The 17,631-nt window shown below is 70.1% G+C and carries 18 protein-coding genes and 1 tRNA gene; 9 read left to right on the top strand and 10 right to left on the bottom strand.

What is annotated here, in order from left to right:
* Positions 1–5: 5 nt before the first annotated feature.
* Positions 6–79, bottom strand: a tRNA-Pro gene (locus ABZ707_RS20200).
* Between the two features lie 98 nt (positions 80–177).
* On the bottom strand, positions 178–1,104 hold the full coding sequence (locus ABZ707_RS20195; RefSeq protein WP_360176440.1) for a metallophosphoesterase: 927 nt from the start codon (positions 1,102–1,104) through the stop codon (positions 178–180).
* 77 nt (positions 1,105–1,181) lie between these two features.
* Here ABZ707_RS20195 and ABZ707_RS20190 point away from each other — a divergent pair, with 77 nt between their 5' ends.
* Entirely contained in the window at positions 1,182–1,646 is a 465-nt protein-coding gene (locus ABZ707_RS20190) for a GatB/YqeY domain-containing protein (protein ID WP_360176437.1), read from the top strand.
* Positions 1,647–1,840: 194 nt separating this feature from the next.
* Here the strand turns inward: ABZ707_RS20190 and ABZ707_RS20185 are convergent, their stop codons facing one another.
* Complete coding sequence (locus tag ABZ707_RS20185; protein ID WP_360176434.1) at positions 1,841–4,129, bottom strand: transglycosylase domain-containing protein; 2,289 nt, start codon at positions 4,127–4,129, stop codon at positions 1,841–1,843.
* 397 nt (positions 4,130–4,526) lie between these two features.
* Here ABZ707_RS20185 and ABZ707_RS20180 point away from each other — a divergent pair, with 397 nt between their 5' ends.
* Positions 4,527–4,871 carry a WhiB family transcriptional regulator gene (locus ABZ707_RS20180; protein ID WP_030353248.1) on the top strand — a complete coding sequence of 115 codons (345 nt, stop codon included), beginning with the start codon at positions 4,527–4,529 and terminating at the stop codon, positions 4,869–4,871.
* A gap of 107 nt (positions 4,872–4,978) precedes the next feature.
* Here ABZ707_RS20180 and ABZ707_RS20175 read toward each other — a convergent pair whose 3' ends face one another.
* Both ABZ707_RS20175 and ABZ707_RS20170 read right to left on the bottom strand, forming a co-directional pair.
* On the bottom strand, positions 4,979–6,376 hold the full coding sequence (locus ABZ707_RS20175; RefSeq protein ID WP_360176431.1) for an ArsA-related P-loop ATPase: 1,398 nt from the start codon (positions 6,374–6,376) through the stop codon (positions 4,979–4,981).
* Positions 6,373–7,338 (bottom strand): ArsA-related P-loop ATPase, encoded by a 966-nt coding sequence (locus tag ABZ707_RS20170; protein WP_360176428.1) that lies wholly within the window; start codon positions 7,336–7,338, stop codon positions 6,373–6,375. Before ABZ707_RS20170 ends, ABZ707_RS20175 begins: the two co-directional genes overlap by 4 nt.
* A 71-nt stretch (positions 7,339–7,409) precedes the next feature.
* Here ABZ707_RS20170 and ABZ707_RS20165 point away from each other — a divergent pair, with 71 nt between their 5' ends.
* The 4 genes from ABZ707_RS20165 (at position 7,410) to ABZ707_RS20150 (ending at position 9,934) form a co-directional block, all read left to right on the top strand.
* Positions 7,410–7,571 (top strand): DUF4177 domain-containing protein, encoded by a 162-nt coding sequence (locus ABZ707_RS20165; RefSeq protein ID WP_075033571.1) that lies wholly within the window; start codon positions 7,410–7,412, stop codon positions 7,569–7,571.
* Positions 7,568–8,038, top strand: coding sequence for a RidA family protein (locus ABZ707_RS20160; protein WP_360176425.1), 471 nt, complete (start codon positions 7,568–7,570; stop codon positions 8,036–8,038). Before ABZ707_RS20165 ends, ABZ707_RS20160 begins: the two co-directional genes overlap by 4 nt.
* Before the next feature lie 142 nt (positions 8,039–8,180).
* Positions 8,181–9,107, top strand: coding sequence for an NUDIX hydrolase (locus ABZ707_RS20155; RefSeq protein WP_360176422.1), 927 nt, complete (start codon positions 8,181–8,183; stop codon positions 9,105–9,107).
* A complete protein-coding gene (locus ABZ707_RS20150; RefSeq protein WP_360176419.1) occupies positions 9,104–9,934 on the top strand; it encodes an MBL fold metallo-hydrolase in 831 nt (276 codons plus the stop codon). The genes ABZ707_RS20155 and ABZ707_RS20150 overlap by 4 nt, the downstream gene beginning before the upstream one ends.
* Positions 9,935–9,980: 46 nt before the next feature.
* Here ABZ707_RS20150 and ABZ707_RS20145 read toward each other — a convergent pair whose 3' ends face one another.
* Positions 9,981–10,655, bottom strand: a complete 675-nt coding sequence (locus ABZ707_RS20145; protein WP_015034542.1) for a Crp/Fnr family transcriptional regulator — start codon at positions 10,653–10,655, stop codon at positions 9,981–9,983.
* 289 nt (positions 10,656–10,944) lie between these two features.
* Between ABZ707_RS20145 and nth the strand changes: the two genes are divergently transcribed.
* The 3 genes from nth (at position 10,945) to ABZ707_RS20130 (ending at position 14,093) form a co-directional block, all read left to right on the top strand.
* The gene (gene nth, locus ABZ707_RS20140) at positions 10,945–11,880 is read left to right on the top strand and encodes an endonuclease III (protein ID WP_360176416.1); all 936 of its coding nucleotides are present in this window, start codon (positions 10,945–10,947) and stop codon (positions 11,878–11,880) included.
* A 184-nt stretch (positions 11,881–12,064) separates the two neighbouring features.
* Positions 12,065–12,766, top strand: coding sequence for a CoA pyrophosphatase (locus ABZ707_RS20135; protein ID WP_360176413.1), 702 nt, complete (start codon positions 12,065–12,067; stop codon positions 12,764–12,766).
* Positions 12,767–12,893: 127 nt separating this feature from the next.
* On the top strand, positions 12,894–14,093 hold the full coding sequence (locus ABZ707_RS20130; RefSeq protein ID WP_360176410.1) for a MarP family serine protease: 1,200 nt from the start codon (positions 12,894–12,896) through the stop codon (positions 14,091–14,093).
* Between the two features lie 79 nt (positions 14,094–14,172).
* Here ABZ707_RS20130 and ABZ707_RS20125 read toward each other — a convergent pair whose 3' ends face one another.
* The 4 genes from ABZ707_RS20125 to nhaA form a co-directional block, all read right to left on the bottom strand.
* Positions 14,173–14,352, bottom strand: a complete 180-nt coding sequence (locus ABZ707_RS20125) for a hypothetical protein (RefSeq protein WP_360176407.1) — start codon at positions 14,350–14,352, stop codon at positions 14,173–14,175.
* A gap of 257 nt (positions 14,353–14,609) precedes the next feature.
* Entirely contained in the window at positions 14,610–15,623 is a 1,014-nt protein-coding gene (locus ABZ707_RS20120) for an alpha/beta hydrolase (RefSeq protein WP_360176404.1), read from the bottom strand.
* On the bottom strand, positions 15,620–16,114 hold the full coding sequence (locus ABZ707_RS20115; protein WP_360176401.1) for a phage holin family protein: 495 nt from the start codon (positions 16,112–16,114) through the stop codon (positions 15,620–15,622). The genes ABZ707_RS20120 and ABZ707_RS20115 overlap by 4 nt, the downstream gene beginning before the upstream one ends.
* 48 nt (positions 16,115–16,162) lie before the next feature.
* Positions 16,163–17,560, bottom strand: coding sequence for a Na+/H+ antiporter NhaA (nhaA, locus tag ABZ707_RS20110; RefSeq protein WP_360176398.1), 1,398 nt, complete (start codon positions 17,558–17,560; stop codon positions 16,163–16,165).
* Positions 17,561–17,631 lie beyond the last annotated feature (71 nt).

Below are 17,631 nucleotides of genomic sequence, written 5' to 3'. Positions count from 1 at the left end.
AGCTGTCGGGGTGGCGGGATTTGAACCCACGACCTCTTCGTCCCGAACGAAGCGCGCTGCCAAGCTGCGCTACACCCCGATGTCGCCCGTGTCGCTGCGACATCGATTACTTTAGCCCACCGCTGGCCGGAGACGAAATCCGGTTTTGGCCCGGTCGCGGGCCGGCGGCGGCCGGGATCAGGCGGGCGGCGTCAGCGTCAGCAGGGTGGCCTCGGGCGGGCAGGCGAAGCGGACCGGGGTGTAGCGGTTGGTGCCGCAGCCCGCCGAGACGTGCAGGTAGGCCCGGTGGCCGCCCGAGCGGTGGGTGGAGAGGCCCTTGACGCGGTCCGTGTCGATGTCGCAGTTGGTGACCAGTGCCCCGTAGAAGGGGACACAGAGCTGTCCGCCGTGGGTGTGCCCGGCCAGGATCAGCGGATAGCCGTCGGCGGTGAAGGCGTCGAGGGAGCGCAGATACGGGGCGTGGACCACACCGATCGACAGGTCCGCGCCCGCCTCGGGGCCGCCCGCGACCCGCTCGTACCTGTCCCGCTTGATGTGCGGATCGTCGACGCCGGTGAAGGCGATCTCGTACCCCTCCAGCTTGAGCCGGCCCCGGGTGTTGCTGAGGCCCACCCAGCCCGCCGCGTCGAAGGCGTCACGCATTGGTTCCCACGGGTTGTGGAGCGCGGAGACGGCCGGTGCGTTGCCGTTCAGGCCGTGGCGCCCCTGGGCCTTCTCGAAGAGATAGCGGGCCGGGTTGCGCAGCTTCGGGCCGTAGTAGTCGTTCGAGCCGAAGACATAGACGCCCGGGAGCTCCATCAGAGGGCCCAGCGCGTCAAGCACCTCCGGTACGCCCTCCGGGTCGGAGAGGTTGTCGCCGGTGTTGACGACGAAGTCGGGACGCAGCCCGGCCAGCGACTGGAGCCAGCGCTGCTTCTTGCGCTGTCCGCTCACCATATGGATGTCGGAGACATGGAGAACACGAAGATCACGCATTCCGCGCGGCAGTACGGGCACGGTGACCCGCCGCAGCCGGAACGAGCGAGCTTCGAAGCCGGCGGCGTAGGCGAGGCCGGCCGCGCCGACTGCCGCGATTCCCAGGGGTACTCCGTATCGTGCGCGCATGCGCCCATCGTCGCAGACGCCGTACGGGTGCGAAATCCGCGGGCGGCCACGTCGGAGCACCTGCCACACTTGCCCCTATGACCAGCCTCAAGTCCAAGCTCAAGGAAGACCTCACCGACGCCATCAGGGCGCGCGACGAGCTCCGCTCCGCCACACTCCGGCTGACCCTTTCCGCGATCACCAAGGAGGAGGTCTCGGGCACATCGGCGCGCGAGCTCTCCGACGACGAGGTCCAGCAGGTGATCGCCAAGGAGGCGAAGAAGCGCCGTGAGGCGGCGGAGGCCTTCACCCAGGGCGGCCGTGCCGAGCAGGCGGAGCGGGAGAAGGCGGAGGGTCTGCTCCTTGACGCGTATCTGCCGGCGCAGCTCAGCGACGAGGAGCTGGGCGCGATCGTCGAGCAGGCCGTCGGAGAGGCGAAGGCGGCCGGCGCCGAGGGCCCGCGGGCCATGGGCGCGGTCATGAAGATCGTGAGCCCCAAGGTGGCGGGCCGCGCCGAGGGCGGCCGGGTCGCCGCCCTGGTGAAGAGGTCGCTCGCCGGCTGAGGACCGGCCGCGGCCGCACGGCGCCGGGAGAGGCGCCGGGACAGGCACCGGGAAAGACCGAAGGGGTGCTCCACCAGGTGGAGCACCCCTTCAGCCCGGTCCGGCGCCGTGGTCCGGCACGGTGGTCATAGCGCGGGTGGCGCGAGGCCCGGGGTTACCCGGAGACCGTGGGACGTACGGGAGGAAGCCGGGGTTTACGGGAAGAACCCGCCGCCGTTCCCGTTCCCGCCGTTCCCATTGCCCCCGCGTCCGCCGTTCCCGCCGTTCCCGTTTCCGCCGTTGTCGCCGCCGCCGATCAGGCCCGGGAACGGATCCTGCCCGCCGTTGTCACCGGGCTTTCCGTCGCCCCGGCCGCCGTTCCCCCCGCCGCCGTTTCCGCCGGGCTTGCTGGGGTCACCGTCCCCCCGGCCGGCCTTCGGCGCGTCCGGGATGTCGACGGTCACGAAGTTGGGAGCCGGCTTGCCGCTCAGCGCGCCGGACACCGCGTCCTTCCAGATCGGCCCGGGGACCTCACCACCGAACACCAGCGGGTGGTACTCGCCGCCGATCGTGATGTCCTCCATCTCGACCTGCTGGGAGGGGCTGCCGACCCAGACCGCGCCGGACATGTTCGGGGTGTACCCGACGAACCAGGCGTTCTTCCGCTGGTCCGTCGTACCCGTCTTGCCCGCGTTGTCACGGCTGGTGAGTCCGGCCGGCTCACCGGTACCCGAGTCGACCACGCCCTTCAGCAGGGTGTTGATCGTGTCGGCGGTCTTCTCCGTCATGGCACGGGAGCAGGACGACTGCGGGACCTTGAGATCGTCGCCCGCCGCCGTCTTGATGGAGGCGATGGCGATGGGCGTGCAGTAGGTGCCGCGGTTCGCGAAGGTGGCGTACGCGCTGGCCATCCGCAGCGGCGAGATGCCCTGCGAGCCCAGCGTCAGGGCGGACGGCGACTCGGGGAGCTTCTTGCCGTCACCCTGGACGATGCCCAGTTTGGAGATCGTCTCCGTCACGGGGCAGAGCCCGATCTGTTCGATCATCTGCACGAAGTACGTGTTGACCGATTTGGCCATGGCCTCCTTGAGCGAGTACGGGCCGACCTCGGACTCGTTCTCGTTCTCGGCCCGGTCGCCGTCGATGTTGGTCCACGGCTTGCCGCCGCACGCCGGGATCGAGGCCGGGTACGGCATCTCGTACGGCGCGGGGTAGGACTGCGTCGGCGGGACACCCTCCTCGATGGCCGCCGTGGCCAGGAAGGGCTTGAAGGTCGATCCGGTCGGGAAGCCGTAGTTCGAGCCGCCCATGCCGTGGTCGACCGAGAAGTTGATCTGGGTCTCGTTCTTCCCGAAGCCGTACGCCTTGGACTGGCCCATGCCCACGATCTTGCCGGTGCCCGGCTCGACCAGGGTCACCGCCGTGGCGACCTTGTCGCTCTGGTTGACATGGCTCGCGATCGAATCCTGAACCGATTCCTGAGCCTGCGGGTCCAGGGTGGTACGGATCGTCAGACCGCCCTGGTTCCAGACCTTCGCCCGCTCCTCGCGGGTCTTGCCGAAGACCGGGTCGGTGAGGAAGACCTCGCGTACGTAGTCACAGAAGAAGCCGGCTCCGCTGACCGCCGTGATGCAGCCGTTCTTCGGACGGCTCACCTTCAGCTTGATCGGCGTGGCCTTGGCGCGGTCGGCCTCCGGCTGGGAGATGTCGCGGACGTCGGCCATCCGCTGCAACACGATATTGCGCCGCTTGGTGGCCTCCTCCTCGTCATTGACCGGGTCGAACCGGCTGGGTGACTGGACGACGCCCGCGAGCATCGCCGCCTCCTCCAGCTTCAGGTCCTTGGCGGGCTTGGAGAAGTAGCGCTGGGAGGCCGCCTCGATGCCGTACGCCTGCTGGCCGAAGAAGGTGATGTTGAGGTAGTTCTCAAGGATCTTCTTCTTGCCCAGTTCGTTCTCGACCTGGATCGCGTACTTCAGCTCCTGGATCTTGCGGCCCAGGGTCTGCTGGGTGGCCTCGGCGACCTTGGTCGGGTCGTCACCGGCCTCCTCGACGAACACGTTCTTCACATACTGCTGGGTCAGGGTCGAGGCGCCCTCGGAGACGCCACCCGACTGGGCGTTGCGGTTGACGGCGCGCAGCACACCCTTGAGGTCGATCGCACCGTGCTCGTAGAAACGCGAGTCCTCGATCGCGACGATCGCCTTCTGCATGTACGGAGAGATGTCCTTCAGCGGCACGACGGTGCGGTCACGCGAATAGACCGTGGCGAGGCGTCCGCCCTGCGAGTCCAGGATCGTGGTCCGCTGACTCAGCGGCGGCGTCTTGAGGTTGGCTGGGATGTCGTCGAATTCCTCGACCGTCCCCTTGGCCGCGAGCCCCAGCACACCGAAGGCCGGCAGAGCGATACCGGCCAGCACGGCTCCCGCGAGCAAGCTGACACCGAGGAACTTGGCGGCCTGCTGGGTCCCGGTCAGACCCCCGCCCGAGCGCTTCTTTGGCATGGGGGCAGCCTACGTTCTCATTCGCCGGACACACGTCAAGGCTCTGGCCTAAGCTGTTCTCAACTGTCACAGCAGTGGGGTTGCGCATCAAGCCTCCGATATGAACGTCCGGTGAACCCGAAACACCGGAAGTCATGTCCGGAATCGCCCCGTTCATCATTAAATACCCCTCGCGACTCAAGTGAAATGCCCGGCTATGACCGGGTTGGTCTTTTATGCCCTCGGGTCACTCCCCTGGGTGATCTGCCGCGTACGCATAGTCCGTTCGGGCCATTCAAGATTGGGCCCGAAGGGGGTGTTGCGCTGTGTCCACCTTCCGTAACGTCCTCAACTGGCAGCGGTGAATATGCCGCTACCGCCGTGGGGGAGCCTCGATTCGGGAGAGGACGGCGCCGGGATGGGCTGGGTAACCGACTGGAGTGCGCAGGCAGCATGCCGCACTACCGATCCGGATGAATTGTTTGTGCAGGGAGCGGCGCAGAACAGGGCCAAGGCGGTGTGCACCGGGTGCCCGGTGCGGACCGAGTGCCTGGCCGACGCGCTGGACAACCGCGTCGAATTCGGCGTATGGGGCGGTATGACCGAGCGGGAGCGCCGCGCACTGCTGCGCAGGCGACCGACCGTCACCTCGTGGCGACGGCTGCTCGAGACCGCGCGTACGGAGTACGAGCGCAGTGCGGGCCTGTTGCCCGTGGGCTTGGAGGACGACGAGACGTACGAGACGTACGCGGCGGTGGGGTAGCCCGCAGGCGGCCCCTGGTCCTGGCCGACGGGACATGACCCGGCGGTGAGCTGGAGGTCCGGCGCTTCGGCGCGGGCTGAAGCGGACCTTCGCCCGGCCGGGCCCTGTCAGGTCGTGGGGCGACCGGTCGCGAGGCGTTCACCGATGGCCCTGAGCCCCGCGAGGTCATGGACATCGCCGGGCAGGGCCGCCACCTCGACCACGGCCACCTCGGGGTGGAGCGCGGTGAAGCGGTCGCGCGTGCGCTGCTCACGCGCCACCACCTGCATCCGCTCGGCGTGCAGGCGCAGCAAACCCGCGGTGAGCTGTTCCACACTTGTGACAGAAGCAGGCGCGGAAGAAGGCTCTGACGGGACTGCGGATGTCGGGGATGTCAGGGATGACGCAGATGTGCTCGGGTCGGGCATGGGCGATGACAGGCGGCTCGTGCGGCTCTCGGGGGCTGCGGCTTCAGTGGCTCCGGTGGCGTCGGGGGCTCCATGCGCCTCGGAGGCTTCGGGAGAAAAGCCGTCCGGGGCAGCAGTGCCACGAGCTTCAGTCTTCCCGGGCCCCTGATCCACAATGCGGCCCTCTTCAAGATTTTCTGCCGCCGCCCGCGCCCGCTCGGCCGACAGCCGCGCGGCGCCGCTGCCATGGACCCGGTTGAGGACCAGACCGGCCAGCGGCATCTCCTCGGCGGCCAGCCGCTGGACGAAGTACGCCGCCTCCCGCAGCGCGTCCCGCTCGGGCGACGCGACCACCAGAAAGGCCGTCCCCGGCGCCTGGAGCAGGCGGTACGTCGCGTCCGCGCGGGTACGGAAACCGCCGAACATCGTGTCCATCGCCGCCACGAACGTCTGTACGTCACGCAGGAGCTGACCACCGAGCAGTTTTCCGAGCGTGCCGGTCATCATCGACATGCCGGCGTTCAGGAACTTCATGCCGGCCCGGCCGCCCATCTTCGCCGGGGTCATCAGCAGCCTGATGAACTTCCCGTCGAGGAAGGACCCGAGCCGCTTCGGCGCGTCCAGGAAGTCCAGCGCGGAGCGCGACGGCGGGGTGTCGACAACGATCAGGTCCCATTCGTCGCGGCCCCGGAGCTGCCCCAGCTTCTCCATCGCCATGTACTCCTGCGTGCCCGCGAAACCGGCCGACAGGGACTGGTAGAAGGGGTTCTCCAGAATGGCGCGGGCCCGGTCGCCGTCCGCGTGCGCCTCGACGATCTCGTCGAAGGTGCGCTTCATGTCGAGCATCATGGCGTGCAGTTCGCCGGGGCCGTCGACCCCCTTCACCCGCCGCGGGGTGTTGTCGAGCGAGTCGATCCCCATGGCCTGGGCCAGCCGCCGGGCCGGGTCGATCGTCAGGACGACCACCTTCCGGCCGCGCTCGGCCGCCCGTACGCCGAGGGCCGCGGCGGTCGTCGTCTTGCCGACGCCGCCCGAACCGCAGCACACGATGATGCGGGTGGCCGGGTCGTCGAGCAGCGGATCGATGTCGAGCGGGGCAGCCGCCGGGTCCAGGGTCATGAGAAGACCTCCCCAAGTCGCCGTAGCTCTCCCGCCAGCCGGTAGAGACCGGCGAGATCCATTCCCTCGCCGATCAGAGGGAGTTCGTGGGCGGGCAGCCCCAGCTTCGCCAGAGCGGCCCGCTGCTCGCGCTCCAGCTCGACGCGCTGGGCGTGCTCCGCGGCCTGTTCGAGGAGCGGACCGACGAGCTTCGTGGGCGCGCTCAGCCCGGCCGTGGCGAGCACCTTGGCGACCTCCTTGCGGCGGTCGCCCGAGGCGGCGCGGACGGCTGCCTCGTCGAGGAGGTGCGGACGCACCATGTTCACGATCACATTGCCTACCGGCAGCTCGGCGGCCCTCAGCTCGGCGATGCCGTCCGCGGTCTCCTGGACGGGCATCTCTTCCAGCAGCGTCACCAGGTGCACGGCGGTCTCCGGTGACTTCAGGACCCGCATCACGGCCTGGGCCTGATTGTGTATGGGGCCGATCTTCGCCAGCCCGGCCACCTCGTCGTTCACATTGAGGAAGCGGGTGATGCGGCCGGTGGGCGGGGCGTCCATCACCACGTAGTCATAGGCGAAACGTCCCTGCCGGTCGCGCCTGCGCACCGCCTCGCACGCCTTGCCGGTCAGCAGGACGTCCCTGACGCCGGGTGCGATGGTCGTCGCGAAGTCGATGGCGCCGATCTTTTTGAGCGCCCGGCCCGCCCCGCCGAGCTTGTAGAACATCTGGAGGTAGTCGAGAAGGGCGCGCTCCGCGTCGATCGCCAGCGCGTACACCTCACCACCGCCCGAGGCGACGGCGATCTTCCGCTCCTCGTAGGGGAGGGCCTCGGTCTCGAAAAGCTGTGCGATGCCCTGTCTGCCCTCGACCTCGACGAGGAGCGTGCGCTTTCCCTCGGTCGCGAGGGCGAGCGCGAGGGCGGCGGCGACCGTCGTCTTACCGGTACCGCCCTTGCCGCTGACGACTTGGAGCCTGCTCACATATTTGAGCCTAACCAGTAAGGCCGCAGGCTACGCACAAGGCTTCCCGGCGTACGGCTACAGTCGCCTCCATGACCAAGTGGGAATACGCGACCGTGCCCCTTCTCGTGCACGCGACCAAGCAGATTCTGGACACCTGGGGCGAGGACGGCTGGGAGCTCGTCCAGGTCGTCCCCGGGCCGAACAACCCCGAACAGCTCGTCGCCTACCTCAAGCGGGAGAAGTCCGCATGAGGGGAACCGTCGAGTCCGCCCTCGCCGAACTGGGGCTGACGCTCCCCGAGGTGGTGCCGCCGCTGGCCGCCTACCAGCCGGCCGTGCGGACGGGTGCCTACGTCTACACCTCGGGCCAACTCCCGATGGTGGAGGGCAAGCTGCCGGTCACCGGCAAGGTCGGTGCCGAGGTCACGCCGGAGGAGGCCAAGGAACTCGCCCGTACCTGTGCGCTGAACGCCCTGGCCGCTGTGAAGTCGGTCACCGGTGACCTGGACCGGATCGCGCGGGTGGTCAAGGTCGTCGGCTTTGTCGCCTCGGCCGCGGACTTCACGGGCCAGCCGGCCGTCATCAACGGCGCGAGCGAACTGCTCGGCCAGGTGCTCGGTGACAAGGGCGTGCACGCCCGCAGCGCGGTGGGTGTGGCTGTCCTGCCGCTGGACGCGCCCGTCGAGGTCGAGATCCAGGTCGAGCTGACCGAGGACTGACCGGCCGGCCCCTGACGGCGGTGTCGCTTCGCGGATCCCGCCCGGTACGCGCGCCCCGCGCCCGCCGGGCGGGATCTTCGCGTCGGGCGGCCCGGCGAAACCGGCCCTCGAACATACCGCCGCCAGCGCATAGCATCCGGCCATGCCCAATGGTCAGTGGTACCCGCCCGAATGGCCCGAGCGGATCCGTGCCCTCGCCGCCGGTGAGATCACGGCCGTGACTCCGCGGCGGGCCGCGACGGTGATGCTCCTGCGCGACGGCCCCGGCGGACCGGCCGTGCACTTGCTGCGGCGACGGGCCTCCATGGCCTTCGCCGCGGGGGCGTACGCGTACCCGGGTGGCGGAGTCGATCCCCGGGACGACGACCGGCTCGTCGGCTGGGCCGGGCCCGGCCGGGACGTCTGGGCCCGGCGGCTCGGTGTGGACACCGCGTCCGCACAGGCCATCGTCTGCGCGGCCGTCCGCGAGACATACGAGGAGGCCGGCGTCCTGCTGGCGGGGCCGACCGAGGGGACCGTCGTCGGTGACACCACCGGTGACGACTGGGAGGCCGACCGCGCCGCTCTTGTCGACCGTGATCTGTCGTTTGCGGACTTCCTGGACCGGCGCGGGCTGGTACTGCGCAGCGATCTGCTCGGGGCGTGGGCGCGCTGGATCACCCCGGAGTTCGAACCGCGCCGCTACGACACCTGGTTCTTCGTGGCCGCACTGCCGGCGGGCCAGCGGACCAGGAACGCCTCGACGGAGGCCGACCGTACGGTGTGGATCAGACCGGCGGAGGCGACGGAGGCGTACGACAGGGGAGAGCTGCTGATGATGCCGCCGACCGTGTCGACGCTGCGTCAGCTCCAGCCGTACCGGGCGGCCGCCGAGGCGCTCGCGGACGCCGCGGGCCGCGATCTGACCCCCGTACTGGCCACGGCCGCGCTGGAAGGCGGTGAACTGGTGCTGAGCTGGCCGGGGCACGAGGAGTTCACCAAACGCGTCGCCCCTGTCGCACCGTCCGACGAGTCCGCCGCCGCCCGGGCCGGCCGGCCCGCGTCCGACCTGTCCGGAGGCCCCCGATGACCGAAGCCGCCGCACTCCCCGGTCAGCCGCGCGGCGGAGCGCTGTCCGGCCCCGCCACCGCCCGCGCCGTCAATGTCCTCGCGCCGAACGCCTCCGCGATGACCCTCGACGGCACCAACACCTGGATCGTCTCGGAGCCGGACTCCGCGCTCGCGGTGGTCATCGATCCGGGCCCCCTCGACGACGGCCACCTCAAGGCGGTCGTCACCGCCGCCGAGCGGGCCGGGAAGCGGATCGCGCTGACCCTTCTCACCCATGGGCACCCGGACCACGCGGAGGGCGCGGCGCGCTTCGCCGCGCTGACGCGTACCCCGGTCAGGGCCCTGGACCCGGCGCTGCGGCTCGGTGACGAGGGGCTGGCCGCCGGGGACGTCATCACCACGGGCGGGCTGGAGCTGAGGGTCGTACCGACCCCGGGCCACACGGCGGACTCGCTCTGCTTCCATCTGCCGGCCGACGGCGCGGTGCTGACCGGGGACACCGTCCTCGGGCGCGGTACAACGATGGTGTCGCACCCGGACGGCCGGCTCGGCGACTATCTGGACTCGCTGCGCAGGCTCCGCTCGCTCACGGTCGACGACGGTGTCCGTACGGTGCTGCCCGGCCACGGACCCGTGCTGGACGACGCCCAGGGCGCGGTCGAGTTCTACCTCGCCCACCGCGCGAGCCGGCTCGCGCAGGTGGAGACGGCCGTCGAGAACGGCCTCCGCACCCCTTCGGAGGTGGTGGCGCGGGTGTACGCGGGCGTGGACAGGTCCCTGTGGCCGGCGGCGGAGCTGTCGGTGCGCGCCCAGCTCCAGTACCTGCGCGAGCACGGCCTGATCTGAGCGCGGCGGCCCGGTGCCCGGGAGCGGGCAAGCCGGGCCGGCCGGTTCAGCGCGAACGCTTCGCGAGACGCTCCACGTCCAGCAGGATCACCGCACGCGCCTCCAGGCGCAGCCAGCCACGCTGGGCGAAGTCGGCGAGGGCCTTGTTGACCGTCTCGCGGGAGGCGCCGACGAGCTGGGCCAGCTCCTCCTGCGTCAGGTCGTGGACGACATGGATGCCCTCCTCGGACTGCACGCCGAAGCGGCGCGACAGATCGAGGAGCGCGCGGGCCACCCGGCCCGGGACGTCGGAGAAGACCAGGTCCGACATCTGGTCATTGGTCTTGCGGAGCCGGCGGGCGACGGCGCGCAGCAGGGCCGTGGCCACTTCCGGCCGGGCGTTCAGCCAGGGCTGGAGGTCGCCGTGGCCGAGACCGAGGAGCTTGACCTCGGTGAGCGCGGTGGCGGTGGCGGTGCGCGGGCCCGGGTCGAAGAGGGACAGCTCGCCGATCAGCTCGCCGGGACCGAGCACGGCCAGCATGTTCTCGCGGCCGTCGGGGGAGGTGCGGTGGAGCTTGACCTTGCCCTCGGTGACCACGTACAGCCGGTCACCGGGGTCGCCCTCGTGGAAGAGCGCGTCGCCGCGGGCGAGCGTCGCTTCACTCATCGAGGCGCGGAGCTCCGCGGCCTGCTCGTCATCGAGCGCCGCGAAGAGCGGGGCACGCCGCAGAACGTCGTCCACGTGTTCTCTCCTTGTCGACCTGCTCAGGAAACCGTCGTCCCCATGATGCCGTACGTGACACTTCTTCTCGGAGGCTCGGCATCGCTGAGCTGCTTCGTCCGCTTCCCGGGTCTGGCTGTTCGAAAGCGTGCGATCGGTCACAAGTCTGGCCCACCGCTGTGGCGGGCCATGCCCCGGGAGCCGATTCGGGTGGTGATCGGCCGTGCCCGGGGCGGATGTCGGTGCGGGGCTTTAGGCTGGCCGGGTGTCCGACTCGCCGGTGACAGCGCAGGCCAAGGGGGCTGGAAGAGTGTCCGCGGAGCGTAATTCCGCTGTGGGCGAACAGCCTTCGGCGAAAGCGAAAAAAGCCGCAAAAGGGTCAAAGGGAAGGCGGGAGCCTCTCCCGGACCTCCAGGCGGAGACACCCTCCGGTTCTGGCGGCGCGGCCGTACGGAAATCCGCCGCCAAGCCGGAGTCGCGGCTGGCGATGGTCCGCCGGGCCCGCCGGATCAACCGTGAGCTGGCCGAGGTCTATCCGTACGCCCATCCCGAGCTGGACTTCCGGAATCCGTTCGAGCTTCTGGTGGCCACGGTCCTCTCCGCCCAGACGACCGACCTCCGGGTCAACCAGACCACCCCCGCGCTGTTCAAGCGCTATCCGACGCCCGAGGACATGGCGGCGGCCGTGCCGGAGGAGCTGGAGGAGGCCGTCCGGCCGACCGGTTTCTTCCGGGCCAAGGCGAGGTCCCTCATCGGTCTGTCCACCGCGCTCCGGGACCGCTTCGGCGGCGAGGTGCCGGGCCGGCTGGAGGACCTGGTGACGCTGCCGGGCGTGGGCCGCAAGACGGCCAATGTCGTGCTGGGCAACGCCTTCGGTGTCCCCGGCCTCACCGTCGACACCCACTTCGGCCGGCTGGTCCGCCGCTGGAAGTGGACCGACCAGGAAGACCCGGAGAAGGTCGAGGCGGACATCGCCGCGATCTTCCCCAAGAGCGAGTGGACGATGCTCTCGCACCGGGTGATCTTCCACGGCCGCCGGATCTGCCACTCCCGCAAGCCGGCCTGCGGTGCCTGTCCGATCGCGCATCTCTGTCCTTCGTACGGCGAGGGCGAGACGGATCCGGAAAAGGCGAAGAAGCTGCTCAAGTACGAGATGGGCGGCTATCCGGGCCAGCGCCTGAGCCCGCCCGCCGACTACCCGGGCAAGCCGGCCCCGCCGCTGGGCACGCCTCCGGGCGCGGAATGAGGCCGGGACATCCGCGCCGCGGGGTGGCGCGGTGGACCATGAGCGACCGGCGCGGATGACGGCCGGCGTCGTACGAGTGAGCCAGGGCTTGTCAGGACACGGGCTTGTCCGGACACGAATGAGTGGAGCCGGATGAGGACGGAACGATCAGGCCGACAGCAGGCGTTGTACGGCGGGGGTGGCGATGACGCGCGCTGAAGAGACCTGTGAAGACCCGACGACGCGGTACGCCGTCAGCACCGAGGGGCTGCCCGAATGGCTCACGCCCGTCGTGCGGACCGCGCGGACGGTCGTCCCCGAGCAGCTCAGCCGTTTCCTGCCGCCGGTGAGCGGCGGCAGACAGTCCGCCGTGCTCGTCCTCTTCGGCGAGGGCGAACACGGCCCGGAGCTGCTGCTCATGGAGCGGGCCGGGAATCTGCGCTCACACCCGGGGCAGCCGTCGTTCCCCGGCGGCTCCCTCGATCCGGAGGACGGGGATCCCGCGACCACGGGCCCGCTGGTGGCCGCGCTGCGCGAGGCCGAGGAGGAGACCGGTCTCGACCCGGCCGGTGTCCAGCTCTTCGGTGTCCTGCCCAAGCTCTACATCCCGGTGAGCGGCTTCGTGGTGACGCCCGTCCTCGGCTGGTGGCGCGAACCCACCCCGGTCGGGGTGGTCGACCCCATGGAGACGGCCCGGGTCTTCACTGCGTCCGTGGCGGATCTCACGGATCCGGCCAACCGCGTGACCGCCGTCCATCCGAGCGGTCACACCGGCCCGGCGTTTCTGGTCGCATCCGCTCTGGTCTGGGGTTTCACGGCGGGGGTAATTGACCGGATTCTGCATTTCGCGGGATGGGAGCGGCCGTGGGACCGCTCCAAGCGGGTCCCGCTCGACTGGCGCGCATGACACCCTGACCCAGTGCTGTGCCCTTCCGGGGCTCTGACACCGGCGGCCCGGCGCGGGCGGCCGCGGCTCCGTACCGCCGGGCGGGGCGACCGGAGACGTATCTGCGAGGCTAGCGAGGCTATTGACGGTGAACGTGCTGGACATCCTGCTGCTGCTCGCCGCCGTGTGGTTCGCGATCGTCGGTTACCGCCAGGGCTTCGTCGTCGGCATTCTGTCGGTGATCGGCTTCCTCGGGGGCGGTCTCGTCGCGGTCTATCTGCTCCCCGTCGTGTGGGACCAGCTCACCGAGGGCTCCGAGGTCTCCACCACGGCCGCCGTCGTCGCCGTGGTGATTGTGATCGTCTGCGCCTCCGTCGGCCAGGCGTTCACCACGCACCTCGGCAACAAGCTGCGCCGCTACATCACCTGGTCGCCCGCCCGTGCCCTGGACGCCACCGGTGGCGCGCTGGTGAATGTCGTGGCCATGCTGCTGGTCGCGTGGCTGATCGGCTCCGCGCTCGCCGGGACCTCGCTGCCCACGCTCGGCAAGGAGGTCCGCAGCTCCAAGGTGCTGCTCGGGGTCTCCCGGGTGGTGCCCAGTCAGGCGTCGACGTGGTTCACGGACTTCTCGTCCGTCCTCGCCCAGAACGGCTTCCCGCAGGTCTTCAGCCCGTTCGCCAATGAGCCCATCACCGAGGTGCGCCCGCCGGACCCGGCGCTCGCGGGCAGCCCGGTCGCGTCCCGCGCCCAGAGGTCCATCGTCAAGGTCGTCGGTACGGCGCCGAGCTGCGGCAAGGTCCTGGAAGGGTCCGGCTTCGTTTTCGCGGACCGCCGGGTGATGACCAACGCGCATGTGGTGGGTGGCGTGTCGGAGCCCACGGTCCAGATAGGCGGCCAGGGACGGCTGTACGACGCCAAGGTCGTGCTCTACGACTGGCAGCGCGACATCGCCGTACTGGATGTGCCGGACCTCCGGGCGACCCCGCTCAAGTTCACCGACGCGGACGCCGGCAGCGGAGACGGCGCGATCGTCGCGGGCTTCCCGGAGAACGGCGCGTACGACGTACGCTCCGCCCGGGTCCGGGGCCGTATCAACGCCAACGGCCCCGACATCTACCGTCGCGGCGAGGTGCGCCGTGATGTCTACTCACTCTTCGCGACGGTGCGCCAGGGCAACTCGGGTGGCCCGCTGCTCACCCCGGAGGGCGAGGTGTACGGCGTCATCTTCGCGCGGTCGCTCGACGACGCCCAGACCGGCTATGCCCTGACGGCTGACGAGATCCGCGACGACATCGCGCTCGGGCGGACCGCCAACCAGGAGGTCGACAGCCAGCAGTGCGCGCTGTAATCACCCCCTGAGGCGCTCCGCCCGGTACGTGACACCCGGCATGTACGGTGCCGTTGTGCCTGGTTCGTCCCGGTAAGCCCTAAATGCGTTGATGGCGCAGCCGGGCCGAGACCCAGCGGGCCCTGCGGCGGAGGATAAGAGGAATGCCGAGCCGGGGATCGTGGCCCTGGTGTTCCGGGGCGCCCCTCTCGTGGGTGATCGGCGCTGAGGCCGAGCGGCGGTTGCGTGCTGCGTCACCGTAGTCGTGCGTCCAGCCCATACCCGGACGTCTGCCCCTGCCCCAAGGTCGGTAATCGCGCGGAAGGGGGCCAATTGGCCTATGCGTGAGGCAATTGGCAGTTCATATGACAAGTATTCAAAGGGTGGTCGACCTCATCGAGAACAACGGCCGGGATCAGCCGTCCGGCTGAGTGGCCGGGACGGCGGTACGGAGCGGCGCACCGGTCCGGTGGGGGACTCGGCGGCCCCGGCCGGCACCCGGCGCGGACGGCCCCGGTCCCGGTCGGCGGTCCGCACTCAGCGGTCCGGCTCGGGGTCCTTCAGCCAGTTGATGAGTTCCGCGGAGAACGCCGCCGGATCCTCTTCGTGCGGAAAGTGCCCCAGCCCGTCGAAGAGCCGCCAGCGATAGGGGGCTTCCACATACTCGGCCGAGCCCGCCGTGCTGCGCGTCCGCATCGCCGGATCGAGCGAGCCGTGGAGCTGGAGCGTCGGCACCCGCACCGCGCGCTTCATCCGCCGGTTGAACTGGATGCCGTCAGGACGCGCCATCGACCGCACCATCCAGCGGTAGGGCTCGATCGAACAGTGCGCGGTCGAGGGGATGGTCATGGCCCGCCGGTAGACCGCGATCGCCTCCTCGTCGGGCAGGCCGGGCCCCGACCAGTCCCGGATCAGCCGGCCGACCAGTGCCGCGTCGTCCGCGACAAGCTGACGCTCCGGGATCCAGGGGCGCTGAAAGCCCCAGATGTACGACCCGGCCCTGCTCTGCGCGAAGTCGGAGAGCATCGCCGAACGCCAGCGGCGCGGATGCGGCATGGAGGAGACGGCGAGCCGGCGCACCAGCTTGGGCCGCATGACGGCCGCGGTCCAGGCGAGATAACCGCCCAGGTCATGACCGACGAGCGCGGCGTCGGGCTCACCGAGCGAGCGCACCACGCCGGTGATGTCGAGCGCCAGATTGGCGGGGTCGTATCCGCGCGGCGTACGGTCGCTGCCGCCCACACCCCGCAGGTCCATGGCCACGGCGCGGTAGCCGGCGTCCGCGAGCGCGGTCAGCTGATGGCGCCAGGTCCACCAGAACTGCGGAAAGCCATGGAGCAGCAACACCAGGGGCCCGTCACCCACCTCGGCGATATGGAAGCGCGCACCATTGGCAGCCACGTCCCGATGGGTCCAGGGACCGTCGAGGCGTACGGCGGAGGCGGTCGTCGCACCCTGAGCCGAACCGGCGGTCGCGCCCGGGTTCGAGCCGGGCGTCGAACCGGGCGGCGGGCGGAGGGTCTTGCCGGGGTCGGAATCAGGGGCCGTCATGCAGACGAGCGTGCCACAGACTTGGGGCTCGTCCGGAACTCGCGTGGGTGGGGCTTCACGTTCTGCAGTACGGCCGCCGTCTCCTTGGCCGAGGCGATGGACTTCTCCGGCGGCTTGACCTTCTTGAACTTCAGCAGGGCGAGTCCGGCGAGCAGCCCGGCGAGCACCAGGAACGCTCCTCCCACGATGAGGAACGACCAGGCGAGACCGAGGCCCAGATTGTGGATCCCGTACGCGGCGGCGAAGCTCAGCACCGGAAGCGAGAACAGCGCGAAGACACCCGCGACGGTGATGGCGGCGCCGCCGACCACGCCGCGCCTGACGTCCTGTCGCAGCTCCGCCTTGGCCAGCGCGATCTCGTCGTGTACCAGCGCGGACATCTCCGCGGTCGCCGAGGCGAACAGCTGGCCGATGCTGCGTTCGGCGGTGACGGCTTTGACGACCGTGCCGGTCCGGACAGTGTCGGCGACTTGCCTGCCGGGGTCGCTCATAGGTGACTCCCTCTTCTCGCTCTGTTTGTCTGCGGATCCGTTGTCAGATCATGCCGGACCGCCGCGGTCCTCGCGCGTTGCCCCCGCGTGTTCCGCCAGCCGGCGGTGTTCCGCGGCCTTCGCCTCGTAGAGCGCGGCCATGCGCAGGTGGTACCCGGGATCGTCCTGTTCATAGATGTCGGGAATGCCGTCCAGGTCCTCGTCGCGTTCCTCGTTCTCGCAGAGCGCCCGGTATCTGCGGACGCGCAGCTTCAGCAGGACGCCGGCGAGCACGGCGGCGATGACCGAACCCGTCAGCACCGCGGCCTTCACCTCGTCGGTGAGCACCGGGTCCGACGAGAAGGCCAGCTCGCCGATGAGCAGCGAGACCGTGAAGCCGATTCCGGCGAGTACGGCGACGGCGAACACATCGGGCCACGCCAGGTCGTCGTTCAGCTCGGCCCTGGTGAAGCGCGCGGCCAGCCAGGTGCCGCCGAAGACGCCGATCGCCTTCCCGGCCACCAGTCCCAGCACCACCCCGAGGGTCTCCGGCCGGGTGAAGACGGCGCCCAGCGCGCCGCCGGAGACCGGGACGCCCGCGGAGAGAAGGGCGAACAGCGGCACGGCCAGACCGGCCGAGACGGGACGTACGAGATGTTCGACGCGTTCCCCGGGGGAGCGCCGCTCGTCCTCGCGTCTGACACAGCGGAGCATCAGGCCCATCGCGACCCCGGCGATCGTGGCGTGGACACCGCTGTTGTACATCAGGCCCCAGACGACCAGGCCCAGTGGGACGTATACGTACCACCCGCGCACGCCCTTCCTGAGCAGGAGCCAGAAGAGGGCAAGACCGGCGAACGCGCCGCCGAGCGCCGCGAAGTTGAGGTCGCCGGTGAAGAAGACGGCGATGATCAGGATCGCGAAGAGATCGTCGACGACGGCGAGGGTGAGCAGGAAGGCGCGCAGCGCCGAGGGCAGGGAGGTGCCGATGACCGCGAGGACGGCGAGCGCGAACGCGATATCGGTGGCGGTGGGGACAGCCCAGCCGCCCAGCGATCCCCCGCCGACGCCGCTGACCAGCACATATACCAATGCGGGCGCCGCCATGCCGGAGAGCGCGGCGATCACGGGAAGCGCGGCCGTCCTGGGGTCGCGCAGCTCACCGGCCACCAGTTCACGCTTGAGCTCGATGCCGGCGACAAAGAAGAAGACCGCGAGCAGACCGTCGGACGCCCAGTGCTCCAGGGAGAGGTCGAGGCCGAGCGACGAGGGGCCCGCACGGAAGTCCCTCACAAATGCGTAGCTGCCGCTCAGCGGGGTGTTCGCCCAGATCAGGGCCCCGATCGCGGCGGCCAGCAACAGGACGCCGCCGACGGTCTCCGTGCGCAGCGCGTCCGTGAGGTGGTTCCGCTCGGGCAGCGGCAGCAGGCCGAGGAACTTACGGCTGGGGGGACTGGGCGCGGCCACGAGTGGAGACCTCCGGGGCGGATCGGACACGACGGAACACGTGCCGACCAGACTTCCCGGCTCACCCAGAA

The organism is Streptomyces sp. NPDC006923, assembly GCF_040635655.1.
GTDB lineage: Bacteria > Actinomycetota > Actinomycetes > Streptomycetales > Streptomycetaceae > Streptomyces.
This window is presented reverse-complemented; position numbering and strand designations above follow the sequence as displayed.